The sequence below is a fragment of the Actinoallomurus sp. CA-142502 genome (assembly GCF_050936355.1).
GTDB classification, from domain to species: Bacteria; Actinomycetota; Actinomycetes; order Streptosporangiales; family Streptosporangiaceae; genus Actinoallomurus; species Actinoallomurus iriomotensis.
Genome location: NZ_JBNJMY010000001.1, coordinates 7,207,897 through 7,231,466, shown reverse-complemented (window position 1 = coordinate 7,231,466; position 23,570 = coordinate 7,207,897). Strand labels below are relative to the sequence as shown.

The 23,570-nt window shown below is 72.0% G+C and carries 19 protein-coding genes and 1 pseudogene; 12 read left to right on the top strand and 8 right to left on the bottom strand.

Going from position 1 to position 23,570, the window contains the following annotated elements; all coding sequences use genetic code 11:
* Nucleotides 1–41: 41 nt before the first annotated feature.
* The 6 genes from ACQEV1_RS34095 (at nt 42) to lanKC (ending at nt 7,684) form a co-directional block, all read left to right on the top strand.
* Nucleotides 42–389, top strand: a complete 348-nt coding sequence (locus ACQEV1_RS34095) for an ArsR/SmtB family transcription factor (protein ID WP_285629950.1) — start codon at nt 42–44, stop codon at nt 387–389.
* The gene (locus ACQEV1_RS34090; RefSeq protein ID WP_433399292.1) at nt 386–1,030 is read left to right on the top strand and encodes an SRPBCC family protein; all 645 of its coding nucleotides are present in this window, start codon (nt 386–388) and stop codon (nt 1,028–1,030) included. Before ACQEV1_RS34095 ends, ACQEV1_RS34090 begins: the two co-directional genes overlap by 4 nt.
* 106 nt (nt 1,031–1,136) lie before the next feature.
* On the top strand, nt 1,137–2,342 hold the full coding sequence (locus ACQEV1_RS34085) for a hypothetical protein (protein WP_433399290.1): 1,206 nt from the start codon (nt 1,137–1,139) through the stop codon (nt 2,340–2,342).
* Nucleotides 2,343–2,419: 77 nt separating this feature from the next.
* Nucleotides 2,420–4,009, top strand: a complete 1,590-nt coding sequence (locus ACQEV1_RS34080; protein ID WP_433399287.1) for a hypothetical protein — start codon at nt 2,420–2,422, stop codon at nt 4,007–4,009.
* A 123-nt stretch (nt 4,010–4,132) separates the two neighbouring features.
* Nucleotides 4,133–4,987, top strand: a complete 855-nt coding sequence (locus ACQEV1_RS34075) for a S1 family peptidase (RefSeq protein WP_433399284.1) — start codon at nt 4,133–4,135, stop codon at nt 4,985–4,987.
* Between the two features lie 21 nt (nt 4,988–5,008).
* On the top strand, nt 5,009–7,684 hold the full coding sequence (gene lanKC, locus ACQEV1_RS34070; protein WP_433399282.1) for a class III lanthionine synthetase LanKC: 2,676 nt from the start codon (nt 5,009–5,011) through the stop codon (nt 7,682–7,684).
* Nucleotides 7,685–7,871: 187 nt separating this feature from the next.
* Here the strand turns inward: lanKC and ACQEV1_RS34065 are convergent, their stop codons facing one another.
* The 4 genes from ACQEV1_RS34065 to ACQEV1_RS34050 all read right to left on the bottom strand — a co-directional run bounded on the left by ACQEV1_RS34065 (nt 7,872) and on the right by ACQEV1_RS34050 (nt 14,556).
* Nucleotides 7,872–8,831, bottom strand: a complete 960-nt coding sequence (locus ACQEV1_RS34065) for an acyltransferase domain-containing protein (RefSeq protein ID WP_285629962.1) — start codon at nt 8,829–8,831, stop codon at nt 7,872–7,874.
* A 7-nt stretch (nt 8,832–8,838) separates the two neighbouring features.
* A complete protein-coding gene (locus ACQEV1_RS34060) occupies nt 8,839–9,906 on the bottom strand; it encodes a phosphotransferase family protein (protein ID WP_433399279.1) in 1,068 nt (355 codons plus the stop codon).
* Between the two features lie 3 nt (nt 9,907–9,909).
* Nucleotides 9,910–11,520, bottom strand: a complete 1,611-nt coding sequence (locus ACQEV1_RS34055) for a glycosyltransferase (RefSeq protein ID WP_433399276.1) — start codon at nt 11,518–11,520, stop codon at nt 9,910–9,912.
* A gap of 72 nt (nt 11,521–11,592) precedes the next feature.
* Nucleotides 11,593–14,556, bottom strand: a complete 2,964-nt coding sequence (locus ACQEV1_RS34050; RefSeq protein WP_433399273.1) for an ATP-binding protein — start codon at nt 14,554–14,556, stop codon at nt 11,593–11,595.
* Nucleotides 14,557–14,563: 7 nt separating this feature from the next.
* Between ACQEV1_RS34050 and ACQEV1_RS34045 the strand changes: the two genes are divergently transcribed.
* The 3 genes from ACQEV1_RS34045 to ACQEV1_RS34035 all read left to right on the top strand — a co-directional run bounded on the left by ACQEV1_RS34045 (nt 14,564) and on the right by ACQEV1_RS34035 (nt 18,030).
* Nucleotides 14,564–15,727, top strand: coding sequence for an MFS transporter (locus ACQEV1_RS34045; RefSeq protein ID WP_433399270.1), 1,164 nt, complete (start codon nt 14,564–14,566; stop codon nt 15,725–15,727).
* Nucleotides 15,724–17,079 carry a dipeptidase gene (locus ACQEV1_RS34040; RefSeq protein WP_433399267.1) on the top strand — a complete coding sequence of 452 codons (1,356 nt, stop codon included), beginning with the start codon at nt 15,724–15,726 and terminating at the stop codon, nt 17,077–17,079. The genes ACQEV1_RS34045 and ACQEV1_RS34040 overlap by 4 nt, the downstream gene beginning before the upstream one ends.
* 141 nt (nt 17,080–17,220) lie before the next feature.
* Entirely contained in the window at nt 17,221–18,030 is an 810-nt protein-coding gene (locus ACQEV1_RS34035; RefSeq protein WP_285583913.1) for a dienelactone hydrolase family protein, read from the top strand.
* Between the two features lie 2 nt (nt 18,031–18,032).
* On the opposite strand, the gene ACQEV1_RS34030 is transcribed toward ACQEV1_RS34035, so the two are convergent.
* The 3 genes from ACQEV1_RS34030 to ACQEV1_RS34020 all read right to left on the bottom strand — a co-directional run bounded on the left by ACQEV1_RS34030 (nt 18,033) and on the right by ACQEV1_RS34020 (nt 20,168).
* A complete protein-coding gene (locus tag ACQEV1_RS34030) occupies nt 18,033–18,599 on the bottom strand; it encodes a hypothetical protein (RefSeq protein ID WP_433399263.1) in 567 nt (188 codons plus the stop codon).
* Nucleotides 18,600–18,662: 63 nt separating this feature from the next.
* Nucleotides 18,663–19,250, bottom strand: coding sequence for a hypothetical protein (locus ACQEV1_RS34025; RefSeq protein WP_285629974.1), 588 nt, complete (start codon nt 19,248–19,250; stop codon nt 18,663–18,665).
* A 9-nt stretch (nt 19,251–19,259) separates the two neighbouring features.
* Entirely contained in the window at nt 19,260–20,168 is a 909-nt protein-coding gene (locus tag ACQEV1_RS34020; protein ID WP_433399260.1) for an alpha/beta fold hydrolase, read from the bottom strand.
* A 150-nt stretch (nt 20,169–20,318) separates the two neighbouring features.
* On the opposite strand from ACQEV1_RS34020, the gene ligD reads away from it, so the two are divergent.
* The 3 genes and pseudogenes from ligD to ACQEV1_RS34005 all read left to right on the top strand — a co-directional run.
* Nucleotides 20,319–21,533: a non-homologous end-joining DNA ligase gene (gene ligD / locus ACQEV1_RS34015; RefSeq protein ID WP_433399257.1), complete on the top strand. Its 1,215-nt coding sequence runs from the start codon at nt 20,319–20,321 to the stop codon at nt 21,531–21,533.
* 216 nt (nt 21,534–21,749) lie between these two features.
* A complete protein-coding gene (locus ACQEV1_RS34010) occupies nt 21,750–22,367 on the top strand; it encodes a TetR/AcrR family transcriptional regulator (protein ID WP_433399254.1) in 618 nt (205 codons plus the stop codon).
* Nucleotides 22,368–22,483: 116 nt separating this feature from the next.
* Nucleotides 22,484–22,758 (top strand): annotated as a pseudogene (locus ACQEV1_RS34005) (transposase family protein); the annotation flags it as partial.
* A gap of 168 nt (nt 22,759–22,926) precedes the next feature.
* On the opposite strand, the gene ACQEV1_RS34000 reads toward ACQEV1_RS34005, so the two are convergent.
* Nucleotides 22,927–23,337: a DUF4345 domain-containing protein gene (locus tag ACQEV1_RS34000; RefSeq protein WP_433399251.1), complete on the bottom strand. Its 411-nt coding sequence runs from the start codon at nt 23,335–23,337 to the stop codon at nt 22,927–22,929.
* Nucleotides 23,338–23,570 lie beyond the last annotated feature (233 nt).

The window sequence follows — 23,570 nt, the reverse complement described above, 5'->3', positions numbered from 1 at the left end:
CGCTTTGACTTATATAAGCGATAGCCGATAACGTCGTCGCCATGCACGCGTTCGACGTTCTCGGCGATCCGGTGCGCCGGCGGATCCTGGAGCTCCTCGCCGACGGGGAGCAGACCTCCGGTGCGGTCTGCGCGGTCATCCAGGAGGAGTTCGGCATCTCCCAGCCCGCGGTGTCGCAACATCTGCGGGTGCTGCGCGACGGCGGCTTCGCGACCGTACGCCCCGAGGGGACCCGGCGGCTCTACGCGGTCGACTCCGCGCCGCTGCGCGAGGTCGACGAGTGGCTCGACCGGTTCCGGCGCTACTGGACGCCGCACCTGGACGCGCTGGCCACCGAACTGGCCCGAGGTCGCCGCGAGCGCCGTCAGCCAAAGGAGAAGGAACAGTGATCGACGTCATCGAGCAGCTCAACAGCGTGACCCGTATGGTCGGCGACCGCGTCCTGGAAGCCGGGGAGGCCCGCGTCGTGACCCTCACCCGGACCTACGACGCCACCGTCGAGGAGCTGTGGGACGCCTGCACGAAGCCCGAGCGGATCGCACGCTGGTTCCTGCCGATCTCCGGCGAGCTGAAGGAGGGCGGCCGGTTCCAGATCGAGGGCAACGCCGGCGGCACGATCGAGCGGTGCGACCCGCCGGAGAGCTTCGCGACGACGTGGGAGTTCGCCGGTGCGAGCAGCCGGGTGGAGGTCCGCTTCGTCCCGGAGCCGGCGGCGGGCGGCACCCGGTTCGAGCTCGAGCACACGATGGCGGTGGACGACCACTGGAACCAGTTCGGCCCGGGCGCGGTCGGCATCGGATGGGAGTCGGGGCTGCTCGGCCTCGACCTCCACCTGTCCTCGGGTGGATCCTTCGACCCGGCCGAAGGCGCCGCGTGGGCCGCCTCGGAGGAGGGTCGGCGCTTCATGGCCCTGAGCAGCGAACGCTGGTGCGAGGCGCACATCGCCGGCGGCGAGACGGAGGAGCAGGCCCGCGCGGCGGCGGCCCGCACGACCGCCGCCTACACGGGGACTCCCCCGCAGGAGTCCTGACCGTCCGGCGGCCGTCGCGAGGGGCGGGCGTCCACACCCCGGCGCCCAGGGCCGCCACCGTCCGGTACGACCTGACGGTGTCTCGCTACCGGCTTAGCATGTGCGCGTGGCCACCGACCGGCATGTGTCCGCCGCACGCGGTACGCGCCCATGGGTGGTCGTCGCCGCCGTGGCCGGTCTGCTCGGCGTCGGCGCCGCGGTCGCCTATCAGGTCGGCGTCGCGCTCGGCCTGTCGTTCGAACCGGCCGACATACCGCACGAAGACCTCGCCGCGGCGGCGCCGCGCGGGGTGGCGGCCGCGCCGCCGATCACTCGGATCGTCGCTCCCGACGATCTCCCGGTACGGCTGGCCGCGCGAGCGGTGGCCGATGCGCTGGCCGGCCGGGGCGAGCCCCGCCCGGCCGTCGTCGACCGGCCGGGGGCGGCACGCGGGCCTGTGCTGAGGGTCGAACTGGCCGGTGGCGCCGGCGGCGCGTCCGACGAGGCGTACCGGCTGGCGCGCACCCCTGCCGGCCTGGTGTTACGGGCGGCGCACCCGGCCGGTGCCGCGAGCGGGCTGTACACGGTGGCCGACCGGATCCGTTCCGGCGACGAGGTACTGCCCGCCGGCCGGAACGACGAGCGGGGCGCGCCCCGGTTGGGCCTGCGGCTGCTGGACACCGGGTCGGTCGGGCTGCCCGACGACCCGGCCGGCTTCGCCGCCGGCGACGACTACTCCCTCAACACCGACGTGGTCGGGCCGGCCGTTCTCGCCGGGCCGCCCTATGTGGACACGGCGGCCGTCGCCCGGATCGCGGCCCAGTTCCGGCAGCTGGTCGATCACGGGCTCACCGAGGGCTACAACGGCGTGGTGGTGCCCGGTTTCCTGGAGTACGTCACCTTCGCCAGCATCGGCGACGGACATCAGGTGTACCCGGCCGGAGACGTCCACCTCGCCCGCGCCAAGGCGATGGTCGCGGCGTTCGGCCCGGTCTGGCGGTACGCGCACGACGCGGGGATGAAGGTCTACTTCGCGACCGACATGCTGGCGCTGTCACCGCCGCTGCAGCGGTACCTCCAGCGGCGTTTCGGCGGCCTGGCGACCGGCGGCACCCGGCTCTGGACGGTGTACCAGGCCGGGCTGCGCGAGCTGTTCACCGCGCTGCCGTACGCGGACGGGCTGGTGGTCAGGGTCGGCGAGGGCGGCGCCGCCTACCGCTTCCCGGGCTGGGACTACACCTCACGGATCGCGGTGAGAACTCCGGCTTCGGTGCGCGCCATGCTGCGCGCGCTGCTCGCGGTCGCCGGCGAAGGTCGCTGCCCAACGACCTGACCACGCTGCACCAGGAGGCGCTGCGCACGTTCCTGGCCGCCAACCCCCACATCGAGGGCATCTGGACCTGGTCCCAGATGGGCGGACCGTTGCGCGCCGGGCCACGCACCCTCTACCTGCGCGCCGGCTTCTGGCAGATGTTCGACCTGAACGTCTACACCGCGGCGCGGCTGGCCGCCGACCCGGACGCCGATCCGGCGCGGCTGTCCGCGGACTGGATCCGCCAGACGTTCAGCACCGATCCGTCCACCGTGCGGGCGATGGGCCAGGTGCTGGCGCTGTCCCGCCGGGCGATCACCAACGGGCTCTACATCGGACCGTACGCGCGGCGCACGGTCAAGGCACTCGGCCTGGAACCCCCGCCGATGATGTGGATCTTCGAATGGGACATCGTCACCGGCGACGGCGCCGTGCTCGACAGCATCTACGCGGTGAGCCGGGCCCACCTGGACGAGGCGATCCGGGAGGGCGACGAGGCGATCGCCACGGCGCGGCGGATGCGTGAACTGCTCGCCACGACGGCCCCCACCGCCTGGCACGACCCGGCGCAGCGCCGGTCCTTCGCCGACGCCCTGGACTATGAGGTCGACCTGTTCGGCACGCTGGCGGCGTACCGGACCATGTTCCTGCGGCACGCGCAGTGGCTGGACACCGGGTCGGCGCACGCTCGCACGCAGTGGCTGGCCGCTCGGTCCCGGTACACCGCGGCACGCGACGAGCACCTGCGGCGGTACACCGGCGACGTCGAGCTGCCGCCGTACGCCTTCCCGGCGGCCGACATCGGGCTGGCCCGTGCGGAACGGGACCCGGCGATGGCCTGGCTCGCCCGCGGGCTGCTGCTCGTCCTCGTCGCGGCGCCGGCTCTGGGCACCTCCGCCGGGCAGCGGCTGCTGCGGGCGCTGACACGCGGCCGGCGCCCGCCCGGTGCCGCGGCCCTGCGCGCGCTGTGGCTCGGCACCACGAGACCGTGGCGCGTCGGTGACCTCGGCCCGCCGCCCACCGTCCTGGACCGGGTGCTGGTGTGGGCGCTGCCGGCGACCGCACTGGCGCTCAGCCGTGCCGCCTACAGCTGGTTCGCCTCGCCCGCCCACCTGCTGGTCACCCTCGGCGGGTGGGGAGTCTTCGCCGGGGTGCTGCGCGTGTGGCTGCGCGGCCACGACCGGTTCGGCCTGTACGCGGCCGTCGGTGGAGCCGCCGTCGTGCGCACCCTGGTGCTGCTCTGCGCTCTGGCCGGGCACGGACCGGGCCGGTACTGGTTCGACTTCTGGACCCGGCCGCAGGCGCGGTCGCTGTACATCACCATCGCCTTCGCGGCCTTCCTCTGGGTACCGGTCGCCGCGTACCTGGCACTCCGCGCCCTCGGCGCCCGGTTCACCGTCGCACCGGTCCTCGCCGCCGTCGGCGCCCCGCTCGCTCTGCTCGGCGCCACACTCTGGGCGGCCGGGCTGGAGAACTCGCTGTCGGTGTGGAACGACCAGATGGCGCTGCTGCCGTGGGGCATGCACCGGATTCTCGGCATCACCGGCTTCCTGGACCTCCCACCGTGGCTGCCCCAGCTGCTCATCGCGGCCGGCGGCGCGCTGATCGCGGCCGGTGGCATGGTCGCGGCCGTTCGGCCGGCCAGGCGCCGGAGCCACGTTCTACGTCAACCCACGAGCTCGCCGTAGCGAGTGATGCGGTCAGCTGGCCCGATCCGGTCTCGAGCAGGACCTGTACGGCGGCTGAACGCCATCTCACAATGTGGCCGGGCGGGTGCATCCGCCGCGTACGCCGCGTAGGAGGAGGACCACGTGAGACCACGGCGTCGTCGGATCGGAAGAGGAATCGGCGCGGCCGTCGCCCTGGTCGCCGCCGTGCTGCTCGTTCCCTCCGCCGCCCGGGCGGACACCGCCTCCGGCGAGACGCGTGCCCGGCAGGTGGCCCGGACGCTGGGCCCGGTCGCCGGCACCGCCTCGCTGCTCGACCCCCGCTCGGGCACGGTCGTCGTGCTCGCCGACCGTACGGTGACCGGCGCGCGGCTCGCCCGGGTCCAGGCGGCGACCAGGCCCTTCGGCGACGCGGTACGGCTGCGGCGGATCGACGGCGTCATCGGCCTGCGGCTGAGCGGCGGCGACCCGGTGACCGGCGGCGCGTACCGCTGCACCGCGGGGGCGAACGTCACGGGCGGGGGAGCGTACTACTTCGTCACCGCCGGGCACTGCGGGGCGGTCGTGTCCACCTGGTACACCGTCGGCGGCGCCCTGATCGGCCCGACCGCCGGCACGAGCTTCCCCGGCAACGACTACTCCGTCGTCCGCTACACCGGGAACGTGCCCCACGACGGCACGGTCGGCCAGCAGGACATCACCAGGGCCGGCAACGCGTACGTCGGGGAGCGGGTCTGCATGCGCGGCGGGACGAGCGGCGTGCACTGCGGCACGGTGCTGGCCCTGAACGCGACGGTGAACTACGCCGAGGGCACGGTGAGCGGCCTGATCGAGACGAACATCTGCAGCGAGCCGGGCGACAGCGGCGCCCCTCTGTACGACGGCTCGACCCTGCTGGGCGTCCTCTCCGGCGGCACCGGCGACTGCTCCTCGGGCGGCGTCACGTTCTTCCAGCCGATCACCGAGATCCTCAGCGCGTACGGCCTGACCGTCTTCTGACCCGGTGAGAGGAGTTCCCCGGTGGCGCTGGACATGTCATTCCTGGTCGCCGATCCGGACTACTACGAACCCTGGGACACCGCCGATCCGGGGCCGCGCTACGACGCGGGCGTCATGCCCGGCGACTGGAAGCGCCGCGACTCGGGCGCGTGGACCCACTGGGGTCCGGCCGGCCTCGTCCTGCCCGACCAGGGGTGGAAGGTCCATGTGTCCAGTTCGCTGGTGAACGCCCAGCCCGTGCTGGCCGTGGTGGCGACGGCGTGTGCCGAGGCGGGCGTGCCGTTCAAGCACCTGGCCGGCCGCGGCACGTTCCTGATGGCGCACGACAAGCACGCCAACCGGGTGCAGAGCGGCAAGTTCTGCACCCTGTACCCGCCCACCGAGCAGTGCGCGCGGGAGATGTTACGGCGGTTGGCGGAGGACCTGTCGGGGATCAGCGGACCCTTCGTGCTCACCGACCGCCGGTTCGGCGCGAGCGAATGCGTCTCCTACCGTTACGGGGCGTTCCGCGGCGACGTACGGATCGACGCGGAAGGCCACCACGTACCCACGATGGCCGGGCCCGGCGGCTCACGGATCGACGACGAGCGCCGGCCGGCGTTCCACCTGCCGCCCGGCGTCTCCGACCCGTTCCGGCAGAGCCCGCCCGACGCGTCCACGGGCCCGGTCACGCTGCACGGCTACACCTTCGACGCCGTACTCCGGCACGGCAACGCGGGCGGCGCCTACCGGTTCCGCTCGGCGGACGGCGGCCCGGTGTTCGTCAAGGAGGCGAAGGCGCACAACGGGTACACCGCCGACGGCGCCGACGCCAAGACGCGGCTGAACGCCGAGTACCTGGTCCTGCGGACGCTGCACGGCCGCGAACCCGGCCTGTGCCCGCGGCCCGTGGAGCTGTTCCACCACTGGGAGCACAGCTATCTCGTCACCGAGTTCGTCCCCGGCATGCCGCTGTACCGGTGGATGGTGATGAACAACCCCGCGTTACGCATCGGGCCGGACGCCGCGGCGTTCGCCGAGTACCACCGACGCTGCCTGGCCCTGCTCGACCGGCTCGACGCGCGGCTGCGTCGCCTGCACGAGCTCGGCTACGTGTTCGTCGACCTGAGCCCGACCAACGTGCTCGTCGACGATGACGACCGGCCCCGGCTGGTCGACTTCGAGGCGGTGCAGCCGGTCGGGGACGTCCAGCGGATCATGGGCACGCCCGGCTACCTGCACCCGGACCCGCGGTCGGCGATCTCCCGCGATCCGCGGGAGATCGACTCGTACGGGCTGGCCGCGCTGGCGCTGCTGCTGGTCTTTCCCGCGCACGAGGTGGCCGAACGGCATCCGCGGGTCCTCGACCACCTGCACGCCGACCTGACCGAGCTGGCACCGGTCGCTCCCCGGCTGTGGCGGTGGGCCACCCGCTGCCACGACCGGACCGAGGACGCCTGCCCGCCCGCCCCGCGGATGCCCGCCCCGCGGGCCGTCCGCGAGGACACCGTCGCCGCGTTACGCCGGCTGGCCGACCGGACCGCCGACGCCCTGGAGGCGATGGCCCGGCCGGACCACCCGGTGCGGGTCTACCCGACCAGCCCGCTGGGCCATGAGACCGACACCCGCGCGGTCGCGGCCGGAACCGCCGGTGTGCTGCACGCGCTGCACCGCGCCGGCCGCGTCTGTGACCAGGCCGTGGTACGCCGGCTGAGGGACGACGCGCTGGCCGCGGCCGACACCTCTGCTCCCGGCCTGCTGTACGGCAGTGCCGGCGTCGCCTGCGTGCTGGCCGAACTCGGCGAGGCCGACGCGGCGGAGACCCTGCTCGCCTCGGCGGCGGCCCATCCGCTGAACGGCGGATCCGCCACGCTCGGCGGCGGTGCGGCCGGGACCGCACTCGGCCTGCTGATCCACCACCGGCGCACCGGGGAGCAACGCTGGCTGGATCTGGCCCGGCGGCTGCTCGAACGCGTCCCCGAGGGTGCGGAGCTCACCTCCCGGCTGAGCCCGGTCGACCGGTCCGGCCTGGTCGGCGGCCGGGCCGGCGTGGCACTGGCCCTGTACGCCCTGTACCGCCGTACCGGCGATCCTCAGCTGTTCGCCCGGGGCATGCGCCTGCTGGGGGAGGACCTGGCGTACGCCCAGCCCCTCCCGGTGGGCGGCCTGGGGTTCAAGACCTCCCACGCCGACCGCCGCGTCTATCCGTACCTGTTCGCCGGCAGCGCGGGATATGCCGCGGTGCTCTCCCGCTATCTCGCGCACCGCCCGGAGGCGGAGTTCGGCGTGGCGACGGACCTCGATCTCGGCGCGGCCGAGGTGCTCGAACGCTGCCTGCGCGCCTGCTCGGTCCGCTTCGCCGTGTTCCCGGGACTCTTCCCGGGCCTGGCCGGGCTCGCCGTGACACTGGCCGACGCCGGACGGCGGCTGGGCCGCCCCGAACTCCTCGACGCCGCGTTCACCAGTGCCCGCGGCCTGTTCCGGTACGCGATCCCGCGCGAGGACGGAGTGGGCTGGCTGGGCGAACCCGGACAGCGGCTGTCCGCCGACCTGTGGTCCGGCTCGGCCGGGATCCTGCTCGCCCTGCGGCACCTGACGGATTCCGCGTTCCCCCCTGACGCCCTCGACGAGCACCAGGCCACGTCGAGGGAGGCCGTTGGTCCAAACCCGGAGGAAAGGAGTGACCGGCATGGAGGAAGTGCTGCGCTTACAGGCTGAGGTGGCGATCCAGGAAGAGCTGGCCTGCAACGTGCTCACGATGAGCAGCAAGGGCAGCATCTGCCAGTGACCCCGTGGCCCGCCGGGCACGGGCGCCCCGTGCCCGGTGGGCTCCGTCGATCCGCGGCCACCCGCCGGTGCGGGACCGAGGAGATCCGGCGTGTCTCACGGTCCGCGAGCGGGACGCTCAGGGGCGGCCGTCCAGCGCGATCCGGCCCGTACGGTTGAGCCAGCGGCCGCCGGCGCGAAGGTGCGCCAGGCCTGCGCGCTGGAGCGTGGTCCGTGCCGTCAGCTCGTCCAGTGGTGTCGCGAGCGTGCCGAAGACGAAGCGGAGGAAGTCCTCGGTGCCGTCCTCGCCGCCCGGCTGGAGTTCGAAGCGGCGCTGGAAGCGGATGATGTTGGAGTCGGCGGGGAGGTACTCCGCGAGCGTCGGGTCCAGCAGCCACGAGCCGCACGTGATCTCCTCGTACGGCTCGTCCGGGAAGTGCCGGGGGAAGAACGCCCGGGCGCGCGCGAACGACGCGTCACACGACGGCGGGGTGAGCGGGCCGGACCGCGGGATGTGCAGCGACAGGGACCGCGACTCCGGGGTGCGCCGCCGGTGGAACTGGAGCCGGCCCAGCTCGTAGATGGCGCCGCGGACGTGCAGGGTCAGCCACTGCAGCATGACGGGCCAGCCCTCGCCGTTCATGCGCCGGTCGATGGCGAGGTTGCGGCCGAGGTCGGCGAGCGTGGTCCACGAGACCTCCTCCGGTACGCCGCGCCGCGCGTGGTAGGCGCGGACGTCCTCCAGCAGGGCGAGGTAGGCGTAGACGTAGAAGTGCCGCCAGGCGGGACCGCGGTCCCGCGGCAGCGTGGGCCCGGGCACCAGCCATCCGGCACCGCCCAGGTCCGCGCGTACGGCGGCGGTGACCTTCCCGAGCAGCCAGAGGAGGTCGGGCGGCCACTCGGCGGACGGCCAGCCCGCGAGGATCTCCGCGACGTCCCGCGGGTCGACGGCGAGCCGGTCGAGCAGCGCCGGCGCCTCCACGTACGGCGGCAGGCGCGGCTCCGGCGGCGTCTCGCCGTCCAGCCCGCGCACCCATGCGGCGGCCTCCGGCGGCAGGTGCAGTCGCTCGGCGACCTCACTCGTGTCTCGTTGGTGCATCGCCCGATTATCCGCCCGGACCGGGCAGGACCGGCTCCAGGAGGGACAGATAGCGGCCCGCCCAGTCTCGGAACGTCCACGTCTCCGGCCACCAGCGCAGGTGGTGCCGCTGGAAGAACTCCCACAGCAGGGCGCGGTCCTGGAGCAGGTACGTCGTCGCGCGCCGCCGGAATCCGGGCCGGGGCGGGCGCGCCGCCAGGTAGGCGCCGAGGAAGGCGCGCGCCGGCGAGGGGTCCTCGTCGAGATACGCGCACGCCGTCCGCGCCAGGTCGGCCTCCGGGTCGCCGAAGTAGCACTCGACCAGGTCGAAGACGCCGCTGACCGTCCAGTCGGCGCCGTCGCCGGTCACCACGACGTTGCCCTCTTTGTAGTCCTCCACGACGAGGCACGGCCGGAACGGCTCGGCCATCGCCTCGGCGCCGTCGGCGAGGAGGCCGCGTACCCAGGTCAGGTCGGCGGAGGTGGTGGCGCGCCGGTCGTGGCCGCGGGCCGTCTCCAGCCGGTGCGTGACGCGCTCGGCCACCCACCGGTCGTACGGGCCGGTCCACGGCCTGCGGGGCCCGGCGCTCCAGGTCGACTCGCCGGGCGCCTCCAGCGGGCCGGCCGTCCCGGTGCCGGCGGCGAACCGGCCCGGCCGTTCCGCGGTGACCGCGTGCATCGCCGCGAGGTTGGCGCCCAGCGCCCGCGCGATGCCGTGTCTCTCCACGGTGCCCAGGCGGTCGCGGACGTCCGGGTCGGACGGCTTGAGACCGGGCATGCGCGGCATGATGACGTAGCTCCACCCGAACACGCCGGGATCCGGGTCGATCCGGTACGGCGTCGGCACCGGCACCCGTGTCGCCCCGGCCAGCAGCTCCACGTGGAACCGTTCGGCGGCGAACTGGCCCGGGAACGACGGGTTGCCGCGCAGCACGTACTCCCCGCCGGTGCTCCGCAGGAAGAGGTTCTGCCCGAAGTGCCCGTGCGGGATCGGCTCGGCGTCGACGAGACGGCCCAGCCCGTGCCGGTCGAGCGCGGCCTGGAGCTGCCGGTCCGTGATCGGGCCAAGGCGCTCGGAGTAGGTTCTCGCCGTCACGTATCAGCCTTTCAGCGCGGTCTCGCCGACGTCGGCGGCCGGATCGGGGGCGCGGGCGCCGGGTTCGGGCGGCGGCTCTCCGAGCCCGTACCAGCTCCGCCGGATGAAGGCGCAGAGCAGGGTCCCGTAGCTGACCGCCCAGAAGACCGAGCCGAGGTCGAGCCGGTGCGCGGGCGAGCCGGGCAGCGACAGCAGGTGGCGGACGACGGCCGCGACGAGCAGCAGGAGGAGGGCGAGGTGCGGCGCCACCTCCTTGAGGTACAGCGCGGCCCGCCGGTCCTTGCGGGTGACCCGGTACGCCGGCTTGCGGTGCGGCCCGTAGTACAGCGCGCGCAGGCAGGCGGAGATGTAGACGAACATCAGCCCCACCCACATCTGCTTGGCCCGCACCACCTCGCGCCACGACGTGCCGTTGCCCAGCACGTACATGTAGGCCGCGAGCAGCATGACGTACAGGGCCGAGTAGGCGATGTGCGCGACGACGTGCGAGGAGAACATGCGCACGTCGAACAGCAGGCAGCTCGCCGGGGTCAGGATCAGCACGAGCGTCGGCACGCTCGACAGGTAGAACAGCCCGACCTCGAGGAACTGCAGCCGCTGCCGGAACGACAGGCCGCGCGTGGTCAGCGGCGACCGCCAGAAGAAGATCCGCATGGTGTCCATCGCCCACGTGCCGAGTTGCTTGTAGACGTTGGGCAGGTCCTCGGGTGCGACCTGGCCGACCGCGCCGTCGATCGGCAGGTACGCCCCGCGCAGCCCGTGCTGGAGCGCGAGGTAGCCGGAGTACAGGTCCTCGACCAGGTTCCAGGTGGGGAAGCCGCCGATCGCCGCCAGGCCCGAGCGCCGCCACACGAGCCCGCTGCCGCAGGGGAACGCGGCCCCGGCGGCGGCCCGCGAGAGCATGATGCCCCGGTAGAAGAACCGGCGCCGGTTGCCGAACGGGTCGCCGGGACTCACGTGCGCGTCCTTGACGGTCTGCACGTACGCGATGTCCGGATGGCGCACGAGGTGCCCGACCGTGTGCCGCAGGAAGTCCGGGTCGCCCACGAGGTCGTCGGCGTCACGGGTCTCGACGAACTCGATCTCCGGGTACGCGCGGACGACGAAGTCCAGCATGGAGTTGAGGTTGCCGTCCTTGGCGTCGCCCCGCCGCTCCGGCGTGTGCCGGCGCGGCGGGAGGTGGTGGTGCAGCGGCACGGCCGGGAAGCGCCGCCGCAGGTCCTCGACCACCGCCCGTACGGCGGGGCGGTGACCGTCGTCGCCGACCACCACGACGAGGCGGTCGTGGCCCCACCGCTGGGTGAGCACGCTCTCCAGGGTGCGCCGCACCATCGCGGGCGGCTCGTTGTACGTGGGCACGAGCACGGCCACGTACGGCTCGGCGAGATCCGGGGGAGTGGCGACGGCGAGCGGCAGCCGGTGCCAGTTGTCGTACACGGTGACGAACAGCAGGGCGATGAGGAAGGCGTTCGCCAGCAGGAAGGGGAGGGACACCCACAGGTCGCGGACGGTGAGGTCGGCGACGATCCAACCGGCGTAGATCAGCGACGCCACGACGAGCGTGACACCGGCTCCCTTGCGGAAACTGTCGCTTCTCCACAGTTTGTCCGGCATCACAGAATTTGACGCGATCCGTCCTCCAGTGGTTCCCCTGCGGAGAGAAGACCGATCGCGCTCGACGATGGCTTATTCGCTGCCCATGTCCTCCCCCGTCGTGCGGATGAGTTGATGTCTGTGGGCGGTGGTGGCGGCTTGGAGGCGGCTGGTCGCGCCGAGTTTGGCGAGGATGCTGGAGACATGGTTGCCTGCGGTTTTGACCGAGATGAACAGTTCCTCGGCGATCTGGCGATTCGTGCGACCGTCGGCGATCAGATCGAGCACCTCACGCTCACGTGGCGTCAGGTCGAAGCGTTTCTGTCCGTCTTCCGCGCGTGACCCGTTGGCCGGAGTGAGGGAAATGCGAGCGAGTCTCGCCAGCCGGTCGATCCGGGTACGCAAGGGGTGGGCGGACAGCCGGTCCGCGTGGGCGGCGGCGCGGCTCAGGTGCGATTGTGCCAAAGCGCGGTCTCCGGCGTCCGCGGCCACCTCGGCTGCCCGAAGGAGTGCCAAGGCCTGTGGGTAGGGCTGCCGCAGGTCGGCCCAGGCGGCCGCGACGCGATCCCATCGGTCGGGGCTTCGTGTCTCGGCGGTGAAGGTGAGCTGGTGGGCGCGCTGGACCGGGCCGATGACCGGAAGCGCGGCCGCCGTTCCGTCCAGGCCGGTAACACCGGCTCGGGCTCCGGCCTCGATCACGGGCCACAGGTAGCGCGGGCTCGTTTCGATCTCGTCGGTGGTCAGCGCCTGCTCGACGAGGCGCACGGCGTCCGGCCGCCGGCCCTGGGCGAGCCGCAGGTCCACTTCGAGGTGCACCAGCAGAAGATGGTCCTGGGCGTAGGACGTGCCCCGGGTGAAGACCTCGCGGGCGTAGTCCGTGCAGGTTCGGGCCAGGTCGAGGTCGCCTCGGCCCAGCGCGATCGTTCCGCGCAGAACCAGCAGGTAAGCGTGCAGGCTGGGAGGCGGTGTGAGGTCGAGGACATGATCGATCACCTCGGTCGCCTCGTCCCAGCGGCCCAGGGCGATCAGCGCCTCGGCGAGATTGCCGGCCTGCGTCGGACCGGACGTACGGGCCAGCCCGGCCTCGGCCGCGGTGCGCAGACCATGCCGGGCCGCCTCGGCCGCTTGTTCGTATCGACCGGCGCTCTGCAGCACGTCCGCCTCACACCGGTAGGCGTGCATGAGGGCGCTGTGGTCACCGATGCGGTCGGCCATGGCTCGCGCGGCAACGAGGTGGGGCAGGTGCGCGTCGATGTCGCCGGCGCGAGCCTGAGCGTAGGCGAGGTTGACGGTGGCGATGATCTCGGACCTGGGGTCGCCGGTCGCCCGTGCCGCCGCCATGGCCTCCCGTGCGACGGCGCGGCCTTCCTCCTCGCGCGGGATGGTCAGCAGACGGTTGGCCAGCGTGTTGAGGACGGACGCACGGAGACCGTGGCCGTCCGGAATGAGCAGCGCCGCCTCCCGAAGGTCGGCCACGTCGCCCGGCAGTCCGAGGACGAAGCGCAGTTCACCACGGCACGTGAGCAACCGGCCCGCGCGGACCGGATCGCCGTTCTCCGGGAGGGCGGCAGTGATCAGCTCCATGGCCCGCTTGCCTTCGCCGGCCGCCATGCCCGCGTGCACCGCCTTCTCGACCACCTCGGCGCGGGACGTCGCGATCTGATCCGCGGCGTCGGGAACGCATTCCCACAGCTCCAGGACTTGAAGGAGCATGTGCAGTTGCTCGGCATGGGCCAGCGATGCCGAAGCCTCGGCGGCGGCCCGCCAGGAGGCCGCCAGCGCCCTGGCGGGCCGGCGTTTCGACGCGTACCAGTGATGGGCGGACTCGACCGCCGCGCGGCCGTCCGAGGCAAGGGAGGAGTCCTTCTCGAGCGCGTCGGCATAGCGCACGTGCAGCAATGTCCGCTCCCCGGGCAGCATGTCCTCGTACAGCACCTCCCGGACCAGTGCATGCCGAAACGAATAACCGTTCTCCTCGACCAGCATGAGGTTCGATTCCGCCGCCGGCCGCAATTCGCTCGTCAGTGCCGCATCGTCGAGCTCGGTGACCGCGGAGAGCAACGGGTGACCGACTCGAACCCCACCGACCGCTGCGGCCCGTACGACCTGCCGGGTACGGGCGGGCAGCTGCTCGAGCGGGGTGAGAAGCAGGTCGCGGATGGACTCGGGCACCGGCGCGTCAGCCCCGGCCGACAGGGCCTCCACGAACAGCGGGTTACCCGCACTGCGCCGGAAGATCTCCTCGCCGAGCCGGGCGTCCGGCTCGCGACCGAGGAGACCGCGAAGCCGGCTGATGACCTCGTTCTTGGTCATCCGGCCGAGCTCGAACCGCCTCACCCACGCCAACCGGTCCAGTTCGGCCCAGAGGCGACGCAGCGGATGGGACCGCTGCATCTGATCACTGCGGTGAGTGGCGATCACCAGCAGGCCCGGAACGGCGTGCTGGTTACGGAGGAGGAAACTGAGCAGCTCTCGGCTGGATCGATCCGCCCAGTGCATGTCCTCGATGACCAGCACGATGGACCGCTGCTCGGCCACACCCGCAAGAAGTGCCAGAAACTCCTCGAAGAGGCGCGCGCGAGCCATACCGTCGGCGCCATCGCCGCCGGACGATCCCAGCGTCGGGAGCAACCGGCCCAGTTCCCGCGCCTCGCCATAGGGCAACACCTCTGAGACACCGGCCACGCCGAGCTCTCGTACCAGAGTGCGCAGCACCGCGGCGAACGGCGCGAACGCCAGCCCATTCGCGCCGAGTTCCACGCACCCGCCGAGGAGTACGAGCTCCCTCTTCGACAACCCGGCGGTGAATTCGGCCACCAGCCGAGACTTGCCCACGCCGGCCTCACCGCCGACGAGCACCGCCGCGGGCGACCCCTGCCGGACTCGGGCACAGGCTTCGCGGAACACGGCGAGTTCCTCGCCTCGCCCCACGAAGGACGAGCCTGCGGCATCCACGTTCACGCCTACAGATTTCCAGATAGGGATACCGGATCCGACATCTAGGGATACCGGATAGGGTGCTCGCCCGATCCGCGAAGGCCGGCCGCCGGAGAACACTGCTCCGGTGACCGAGCTGGAGATGGGAACGGCGCGGCGTACGTTGCTGAACCGTCAGATGATCCTTTTGTTGACTGCGTCCCTCGGTTCGCTCACCGCCTTCTACCTGCTGGTTTCGGTGGTGCCGCTGTACGTGGCGACGAGTGGGACAGGCGACACGGGCGCGGGGCTGTCGACCGGCGTGATGATGGCGGCCACCGTGCTGATGGAGCTCGCCGTACCGGCGGTGCTGAGGCGATGCGGCTATCGCACGGGGATCGCCCTGGGGCTGCTGTTGCTGGGCGTGCCGTCGGCCGTTCTGGTGGTCTCGCCTGCGCTGCCACTGGTCCTGGCCGCCTGCGCGGCTCGGGGGGCGGGACTGGGAATCGTCGTGGTGGCCGGTCCCACGCTGGTCGCCGAGTTGGTCCCGGACCGGCGGCGCGGTGAGGCGTTGGGCCTGTACGGCGTCGCCGTAGGGGTTCCCGCCGTCGTGGCCCTGCCGCTGGGCGTGTGGCTGAGCGCGCACATCGGCTACGGAGCCGTGTTCGTCCTTGGGGCGGCGGTGCCGTTGGCCACGCTCGCCGCGGTGGCCGGCCTGCCCGCCGCGCGGGGATCAGCCGAGCATCACACGGGAGTTCTGGGCGGGCTGCGCGACGGCGGACTTGCCCGACCTGTGATGATCTTCGCGGCCATCACGGTGGCGGCGGGAATCGTGCTGACCTTTCTGCCTCTTGCCGTGTCGGCCGGGGCGCGGGGCACGGCCGCGCTGGCGCTGCTGGTCCAGGCTTCGGCCATGCCGCTCGTCCGCTGGCTCGTGGGCCGCTACGGCGACCGCCACGGCATCGCGCACCTGCTCCTTCCCGCGGTTCTCGCGGCCGCCGCCGGCACTGCCGGACTCGTCTGGCTGCACAACCCGTACCTACTGGTCGCAGGAGCCGGACTTTTCGGGGCCGGGTTCGGGGCCGCTCAGAACATCACTCTGACGCTGATGTTCCAACGAACGCCGAAACCGGAGTTCGGCCGGGCGAGCGCGCTGTGGAACCTCGCCTGGGACGGCGGCATGGGCTTCGGCGCCGTCGGCTTCGGACTGGTGGCCGGACACGTGGGCTACGCGGCCGGATTCGCGCTGACCGCCGTCGTGCTGGTCGCCGCCCTCATCCCGACCTGGATCGACCGACGGAGGACTCGATGAGCGACGACCTTCGCCAAGCCGTACGGCGAGTTCTGCCCGGTGTCCTGGCCGACCTGAAGGCCCTGATACGCATCCCCTCCGTGAGCGCCGACCCCGGCGCTGCGCCAGAGCTGCGCCGCTGTGCGGAAATGACAGCCGGACTCTTCGCTGCCGCCGGCGCGCACGAGACCCAGATCCTGGACGACATCGAGAACGGCCGACCGACCGTGCTCGCGCATTTTCCGCCGCCCGCGGGCCGGCCCACCGTCCTGCTCTACGCCCACTACGACGTTCAGCCCGCTGGTGCCCCTTCCACGTGGACGAACCCACCATTCGAACCGTGCGAGACCGGCGGACGGCTCTACGGGCGAGGATCTGCCGACGACAAGGCCGGCATCGCCGCGCACCTGGCGGCGATCCGGGCATACGACGGTCGGCCGCCGGTCGGACTCACGGTCCTCATCGAAGGTGAGGAGGAGATCGGCTCCCCGAGTCTCGGCGCGTTCCTCGACCGCCACCGCGACCGGCTCGCCGCGGACGCCATCGTGCTCGCCGACTCCGAGAGCTTCGCGGTCGGCGTCCCCGCGTTCACCACCACGCTGCGTGGCCTCGCCGCCTGCGTCGTCGAGGTGCGGACCCTCGAACACGGCGCGCATTCCGGCACCTATGGCGGTGCCGCCCCCGACGCGCTGACCGCACTCTGCCGGCTGCTCGCCACCCTGCATGACGACCACGGCGACGTCGCGGTGGACGGGCTCGTCACCGCCCGGTGCCCGACGGTCGACTACCCCGAGGAACGGTTCCGAGTCGAGGCCGCCGTACTCGACGGCGTCCCGCTCCTGGGCAGCGGCACCGTCGCGGAGCGGATCTGGGCCAAACCCGCAGCGACGGTACTGGCGATCGACGCACCCCGGGTGGCCGACGCGTCCAACACCCTCACACCCGTGGCCCGGGCCAAGGTGAGCCTGCGGCTCGCACCCGGTGACAACGCGTCGTCCGCCCACGCCGCGCTGGCCCGGCACCTGCATGAACACGCACCTGGGGGCGTACGAGTCAAGGTCACCGCCACCGATTCGGCACAGCCGCACGCCATCGATCCACGCGGACCCGTCTACGACGCCGCACGACGGGCCTACCAGGACGCCTACGGCAATGACGTCGTCGACATCGGAGGCGGTGGCGCGATCCCGTTCGTCGCGGAATTCGCCGCGGCATTCCCCAAGACGGCGATCCTCGTCACCAGCGCAGGAGCCGACCCCACCTGCCGAGCGCACAGCACCGACGAGAACCTGCATCTCGCCGATTTCGAACACGCGTGCCTGGCCGAAACGCTCCTGCTCAACGAACTCGCGTCCGGCCAAGGATCTCGATGACAACACTGGCGGCCCGATCCGCTCGACGCGTGGCCGAAGCGCCCGATGTCATGCCCTGGCGCCGGCAGCCTTACCCGCAGGCCTCGACGCCCCGCGCCGGGTTCGCGATGATGACGGGCACGCGACGGCAAAGGAGGCACCGTGACGGGTTCGGCGCCGACTTCGGAACTCACCGGCTGGCAGAGCGCCCCGTTCACCGGGGCGGGGATCACTCACGACGTGTACGAGAAGGGCGACGGCCCGGGTGTCGTGCTCGTGCCGGAGATCCCCGGCATCACGCCCGAGGTGCTCGGTCTGGCCGACCACCTGGTGAAACAGGGCTTCACGGTCGCGATCCCGTCGCTGTTCGGCACGCCGGGCCGCCCGATGTCCGGTCCGTACGTCGCGGGGACGGTGGCCCGGGTCTGCGTGTCGGCGGAGTTCCGCGCCTTCGCCGTCAACGCGCGCCGGCCGATCGCGGACTACCTGCGCGAGCTCTGCCGCGACCTCGCGGCCCGCACCCCGGGACCCGGCGTCGGAGTCATCGGCATGTGCTTCACCGGAGGGTTCGCCCTCGCCGCCGCGGTGGATGACGCCGTGCTCGCCCCGGTGCTCAGCCAGCCGTCCGTGCCGCTCCCGGTCAGCAAGGGCCGCCGGCGCGACGCGGGCGTCTCCCGGGAGGAGCTCGCCACCGTGGTCGACCGTACGGCCCGGTCCGGCCTGTGCGTGCTCGGGCTGCGCTTCACCGGCGACCGCACCAGCCCGCCGGACCGGTTCGTGACACTGCGGGAGCACCTCGGCGACGCCTTCGAGGTCATCGAGCTGGACTCCTCGCCGGGCAACGCCGGCGGCTTCGGCCGGGCTGCGCACTCGGTGCTGACCGCCGAGGTGCGCGAGGAGCCCGGCCACCAGGCCCTCGCCGCCCGCGACCGGGTCGTGGACTTCCTGCGCGAGCGGCTCCTGCCCGGCTGAGCTCAGCCGGGCAGCGGACGGATCAGTGGGTCGAGCCTCGCGCGCGCATCGGCGACGGTGATGAAGTCCGGCTCCGTGATCCGCCGCATCTCGGTCAGGTCGGCGTGCTCGTACACGTGCCCGCCGAGCAGGCGCCCGCGCCCGTCGTACGGCCAGTGCATGGCGATCCGCTGACGCACGAGGTAGTACCCCTCGGGGTCGCCGTCCGGGATCACGTGGCCGCGGGCGTAGGTGTTGAAGGTCGCCTCCGTCGCGAGCCCCCAGTCGGCCACCGCGAGCTGCTCGTCCTGGAGCACCATGACGTTGGTCCCGCTGTCGGCGAGCGTCCGGTAGAAGGCGGCGACCTCGTCGGGGCCGTCGAGCGTGGCGCTCGCGCGGTTGATGTTGAGGTAGCAGACGGGGTGTTCCACCGTCATCTCCGGGACGAAGATCTGCTCCCACCGGCCGGTCACCTGGAGCAGCGCGTGACGGCGGTAGTTCTCTAAGATCCGCCGGCGGTGCGGGTTCTCGACGCGTTCGAGGAGTTCGTCCGCGGCCCGGGTCAGCGTGGTGATGTCGAGCTTTGCCACTGAGCGGTCCTCGCTGCCTCATTCACCGGGGCGCGGGGGCGTCCCGGCACTCGCATGATCTCCTCATGGTGACACGGCGCGGGGACTGTCCCGCTCCACGGTTTGCAACAGTCCCCACACGAAATGGGCGACGTACGAGCACGCGGCGGATCCTTCGCCCGGAGCGGTGAAGCCCACCTGCCACCGGCTCGGCACCGTGTCGGCCTGGTGACGGGCCGGCGGGAACCGCTCGGCCACGTCGGAGACGACACACGACCACGGCCGCAGGTCCGCGACGCCGTCGATCCGCGGCGCCGGCGCCCCCTCGGGCCGGACCAGCCACTCGTGCAGGACCGCCCCGTCGGGCCCGATCAGGGCCTCGAACCGCAGGTCCGGCCAGAGCGGCAGGTCCCACCAGTCCGTACGGCAGGTGACGTCGCCCAGCGTCCGCTCGGCACCGTCGGCGGGCGGCCCCAGCACCATCCGCAGCCGGCGCTCACCACCGGGAAAGGCCCGCGACCGCAGGATCCGCTGCCAGCGCGCGTTCACCTGCCGCATCTCGGTACGCGACGCGTCCAGCGAACGCATCGCCCCGGCCACCAGGTCGGGCTGGTAGTCGGCCATGCGCCGCAGCAGGACGAGCTGGAACTCCCGCCTCGCGAACCCCTTCATGGCCGTCCATCAAACCATCGTGTGCTCCAGGACGAGCTCGCCGATCCGGCGGGGCAGGCCGGGGGAGAAGAACGCGTGGCCCATGCCCGGGACCGTCCGCAGCCGGGCACCGGGGACCTGGGCGGCGAGCGCCTCGCCGTGCGGCAGCGGCCGGAGCGGGTCCTCGGTGCCGTGCAGCACCAGCGTCGGCGCCGTGATCGATGACAGCGGGACCCGCCGGTCGTCGGTCATCCGCCGGCCGGCCAGATCGTGGTTGGCCGCCGCGGCGTAGTCGCTCGCGCGGTCGAAGGAGTTCGCCACGAACCGCCGGGCGGCCGGTTCGTCGAAGGGCAGCACGCCGCCGTTCAGCACGCGCCAGGTCTCCAGGTCCGCGGCGATGTGCTCCTCGCGGGTCGTGCGCGGCATCGCCGCCTTCGCGGCCAGGTGTTCCAGGAACCGGGGCGCGGGCGGCGGCAGGTCGCCGGGGTCGGGCGCCTGCCCGGCGAGCGCGCGGGCCCAGGCGGGACCGGCGTCCGCGCCCATCGGGCCGGCCATGATCGTGGTGAGGGTGCGGACCCGCTCGGGCCGGTGCACGGCGAGCCACTGGGCGATCGCGCCGCCGAGGGAGGCCCCCACGACGTGCGCGGCGCCGACGCCGTACCCGTCGAGCACGGCGACCGCGTCGCCGGCCATGTCCGCGAGCGTGTAGGGGTGCCGCGCGAAGTCCACGCGGTCGGACCGGCCCGTGTCGCGGTGGTCGAAGCGAAGGACCTGGCGTCCGCCGTCGACGAGCGTCTCCACGAGTGCGTCGGGCCAGCCGATCGCCGGCGTGGCCGTCCCCATGATCAGCAGTATCGCCGGATGCTCCGGATCGCCGAACCGTTCGGTCCACAGACGCAGCCCGGCCGAGGTGACGAAGGCACTTTCCGCACAATCCATGGCCGCGAATATAGCGGGCTTAATTGCTTTCTGCATTTCCGATGAATGGTAGAAGAAATGCGATTGCCTTGGTATAATGGAGTCGTTGCGAGAGGGGCGGATCCGGGCCCGGGTATTCTGTTCGCGGGCACGGCGACCTATGGTGATCCCATGCCGAAGTCGCAGGTCCTGGAGGTCGCCGGGCGTGAGGTGACGGTCACCAACCCGGACAAGATGGTCTTCCCGTCCGGTGGTCACACGAAGCTGGACCTCGTCCGCTACTACCTCTCCGTCGCCGACGGCGCGCTGCGCGGCGTCGCGGGCCGGCCGATGATCCTCAAGCGGTTCGTCAAGGGGATCGACGAGGAGGCCTTCTTCCAGAAGCGCGCCCCGGCCACGCGGCCGGACTGGATCGAGGTGGCGCGGCTGCACTACGCGTCGGGCCGCTCCGCCGACGAGGTCGTCGTCCGTGACGCCGCGCAGCTCGCCTGGGTGGTCAACCTCGGCTGCGTCGACCTCAACCCGCACCCGGTGCTCAAGGAGGACCTCGACCACCCCGACGAACTGCGGATCGACCTGGATCCGGTGCCCGGCGTCCCGTGGGGGCAGATCGTCGAGGTCGCCCTGGTCGCCAAGGAGGTGCTGGAGGACCACGGCCTGACCGCGTGGCCCAAGACGTCCGGCTCGCGCGGATTCCACATCTACACGCGCATCGATCCCCGATGGCCGTACCGCGACGTGCGGCTCGCCGCCGAGACCGTCGCCCGCGAGGTGGAGAACCGCGCCCCCGACCTGGCCACCAGCCGATGGTGGAAGGAGGAGCGGCAGGGCGTCTTCGTCGACTTCAACCAAAATGCCAAGGACCGGACGATCGCCTCGGCCTATTCCGTTCGGCCGACCGCGGACGCCCGGGTGTCCACCCCGCTCACCTGGGACGAGGTGCCGGGTTGCCGCCCCGCGGAGTACACCGTGACCACGGTCCCAGAGCGGTTCGCGGCGATCGGCGACCCCTGGGCGGACCTTGAGGGCACCGCGGGCTCGCTGGAGCCACTGCTGGAGCTGGCCGACCGGCTCGGGCCGGCGGAGAAGCCGCCCAAGGGCACCGGCCGCCGGCAGCCGACGATGCCGCTCATCGAGATCGCACGCGCCCGTACGAAGGACGAGGCGCTGGCGGGCCTGGACCGCTGGAAGGCCCGGCACCCCGACGTGGTGCGCCACCTGGAGCGCGCCGACATCCTGACGGACGGGATGCGCGGTCGCAGCTCGGTCTGGTACCGCATCCGGGTCAACCTCCAGCACGTCCCGGAGGGCGAGCGCCCACCGCAGGAGCCGCTGGAGGTCGACTACGACCCGTGGGCGGGCGCGTCGTGGCCGGAAGGCCGCTGAACGGCGACGTCCGGCGCCTGAGGATTCTCCGGCCATCGCTCCGTAGGACCCGCCGTACCGCTGGGCGGTCCGGCGGATGCTCCAGCCCCGGTCGTAGACCCGCACGGCGTCCTGCCCGGTTCGGTCGCCGCCGAGCGGACCTCGCTCCGCGGTCCGATTATCACCGTCGGTGCGTGGCCGATTGACAGACCTCCGGCGAGCCGGGATGTTCGGCGGGTGGGTCGTTCGAGCGACGCGCGGGAGCGGCTGGTCAGGGCCGCGGCCCGGCTGTTCTTGGCGCGCGGTTACCAGGCCGTCGGGGTGGACGAGGTGTGTGCGGCCACCGGTGTCCCGAGGGGCACGTTCTACTACTTCTTCCGCTCCAAGTCCGAGCTGGTCAACGCCGTGGTCGACCGGCACGCCCTGGCGCTGTGGGCCCGCCTCGAGGCCGCGGGCGCGGTCGACGGCGCCGACCACGCCGCCCGGCGGCTGCACGCGGTCGCCGACGCCGTCGGGGAGATCCAGGCGGGCTTCGAGCTTCGCTTCGGCGCGCTGGTCGGCTGCCCGTTCGGCACTCTGGCGGCCGAGCTCGCCGGCGCCGACGAGTCCGTACGAGAACACCTCGCCAGCGTGTTCGCCGACTGGGAGGAACGACTGGCCGTCCTGTGCCGCCACGCGGCCGACCAGGGCACGCTGCGGCCGGGTGTGGACCCCGTCCTGCTCGCGCGCATCCTGCTCGCGCAGTTCCAGGGCATGATCCTGCTGGCCAGGACCGGCCGGTCGACGGTCGCCGAGATCCCCGCCACGCTGCACCAGATCATCGACTCTCACCTGCGCGAAGGGGCCAGTACGTAGTACCGCGATGGCACTTGCCGGCCAGGCGGTTGTAACGGCGACCTCGCTGGTGGTTTCGCCAAGCCTGAGCACCCCGGGGTGCTCGGTGGATGAGTGAATTGATGGGTCGTTCGTATGGCTCACATATATTCGCCGTCAACGCTCCTGACCTGCGGCGAGTCCTGGCGGCAGCCCATTGTGCGGGCCTGTCGCACGTCAACCTGGACGGGGTCGTCATCCCCACCGACCGGGTGGCCGCGCCCGGCCCCAACGGCGCTGACCTGTGGTGGTCGGGTAAGTACAAGCACCATGGCGGCAACGTCCAGGTCATCTCGCTCCCGACGGATGGCCGTTGTGGACCTCCGAGGTGCGGCCCGGTCGTGAACACGACATGACCTGCGCCCGCACCCATGGCGTGATCGACGCGCTGGCCGATTTTCGAGCCGATCTCATCGGTCTGGCGCATCGGCGCCATCACCTCCGCCGCCCTCGTTCTACTCCACCAGGAGAACGACCGTACGGTCTGAAGATCACACATAGCGACCAAGAGTTGCAGAGAGAGTGCCCAGTGTGATCGAAGTCAAGGTGAGTCTTGGTCGGAGGCCGCTCCCGATGCAGTGGTGACCCTTGCCTGCCAGCAGAGCGTGACTGGGACGAGCAACAGCTCGATGCCCAGTGCGACCACGAAGACCGGGTTGGGCCAGCCTGACGCTGCTGCGGCCCAAATCCGGGCCACGCCGCCGAGGAATGCAGCTCCCAGCGTGAGTCGGAGTACGGCCGTCGCCCGCTCGACTCGAGGGAGCGACCACATCACCACCGCACCGGCGGTGAACCAAAAAGCGTTGACGAAGCGATATTCGCTGTCGATCGTTGCGCTCACGTGGCCGCCGTCCGGAAGAAACTCGGGCCCGAAGATCATGCCGAACAGCCCTGATGCCACAGCAACCGTGGCCAATACGCCGAGTAGAAGCTGAAGACCTCGTCGACCCATTGCACCTCCCGGGATGCGACTAGTAGATGATCGCATGGTTGCAGGCGGCGTGTTCAATGTCGCAGCAGCACAACGAGAAATCGAACGATTTAAGAAATTGAACCACCGCGAGTTGGACCTGCTGCCCGCAAGACAGTCCTCTGGGATCCCATCGAGGGTGTTCTTCGCGAGGAACCCTCCGCTGTCCAGCATCACTTACCAGGTCCCCGGCGGCGGGTTCGTGAAACACTCCT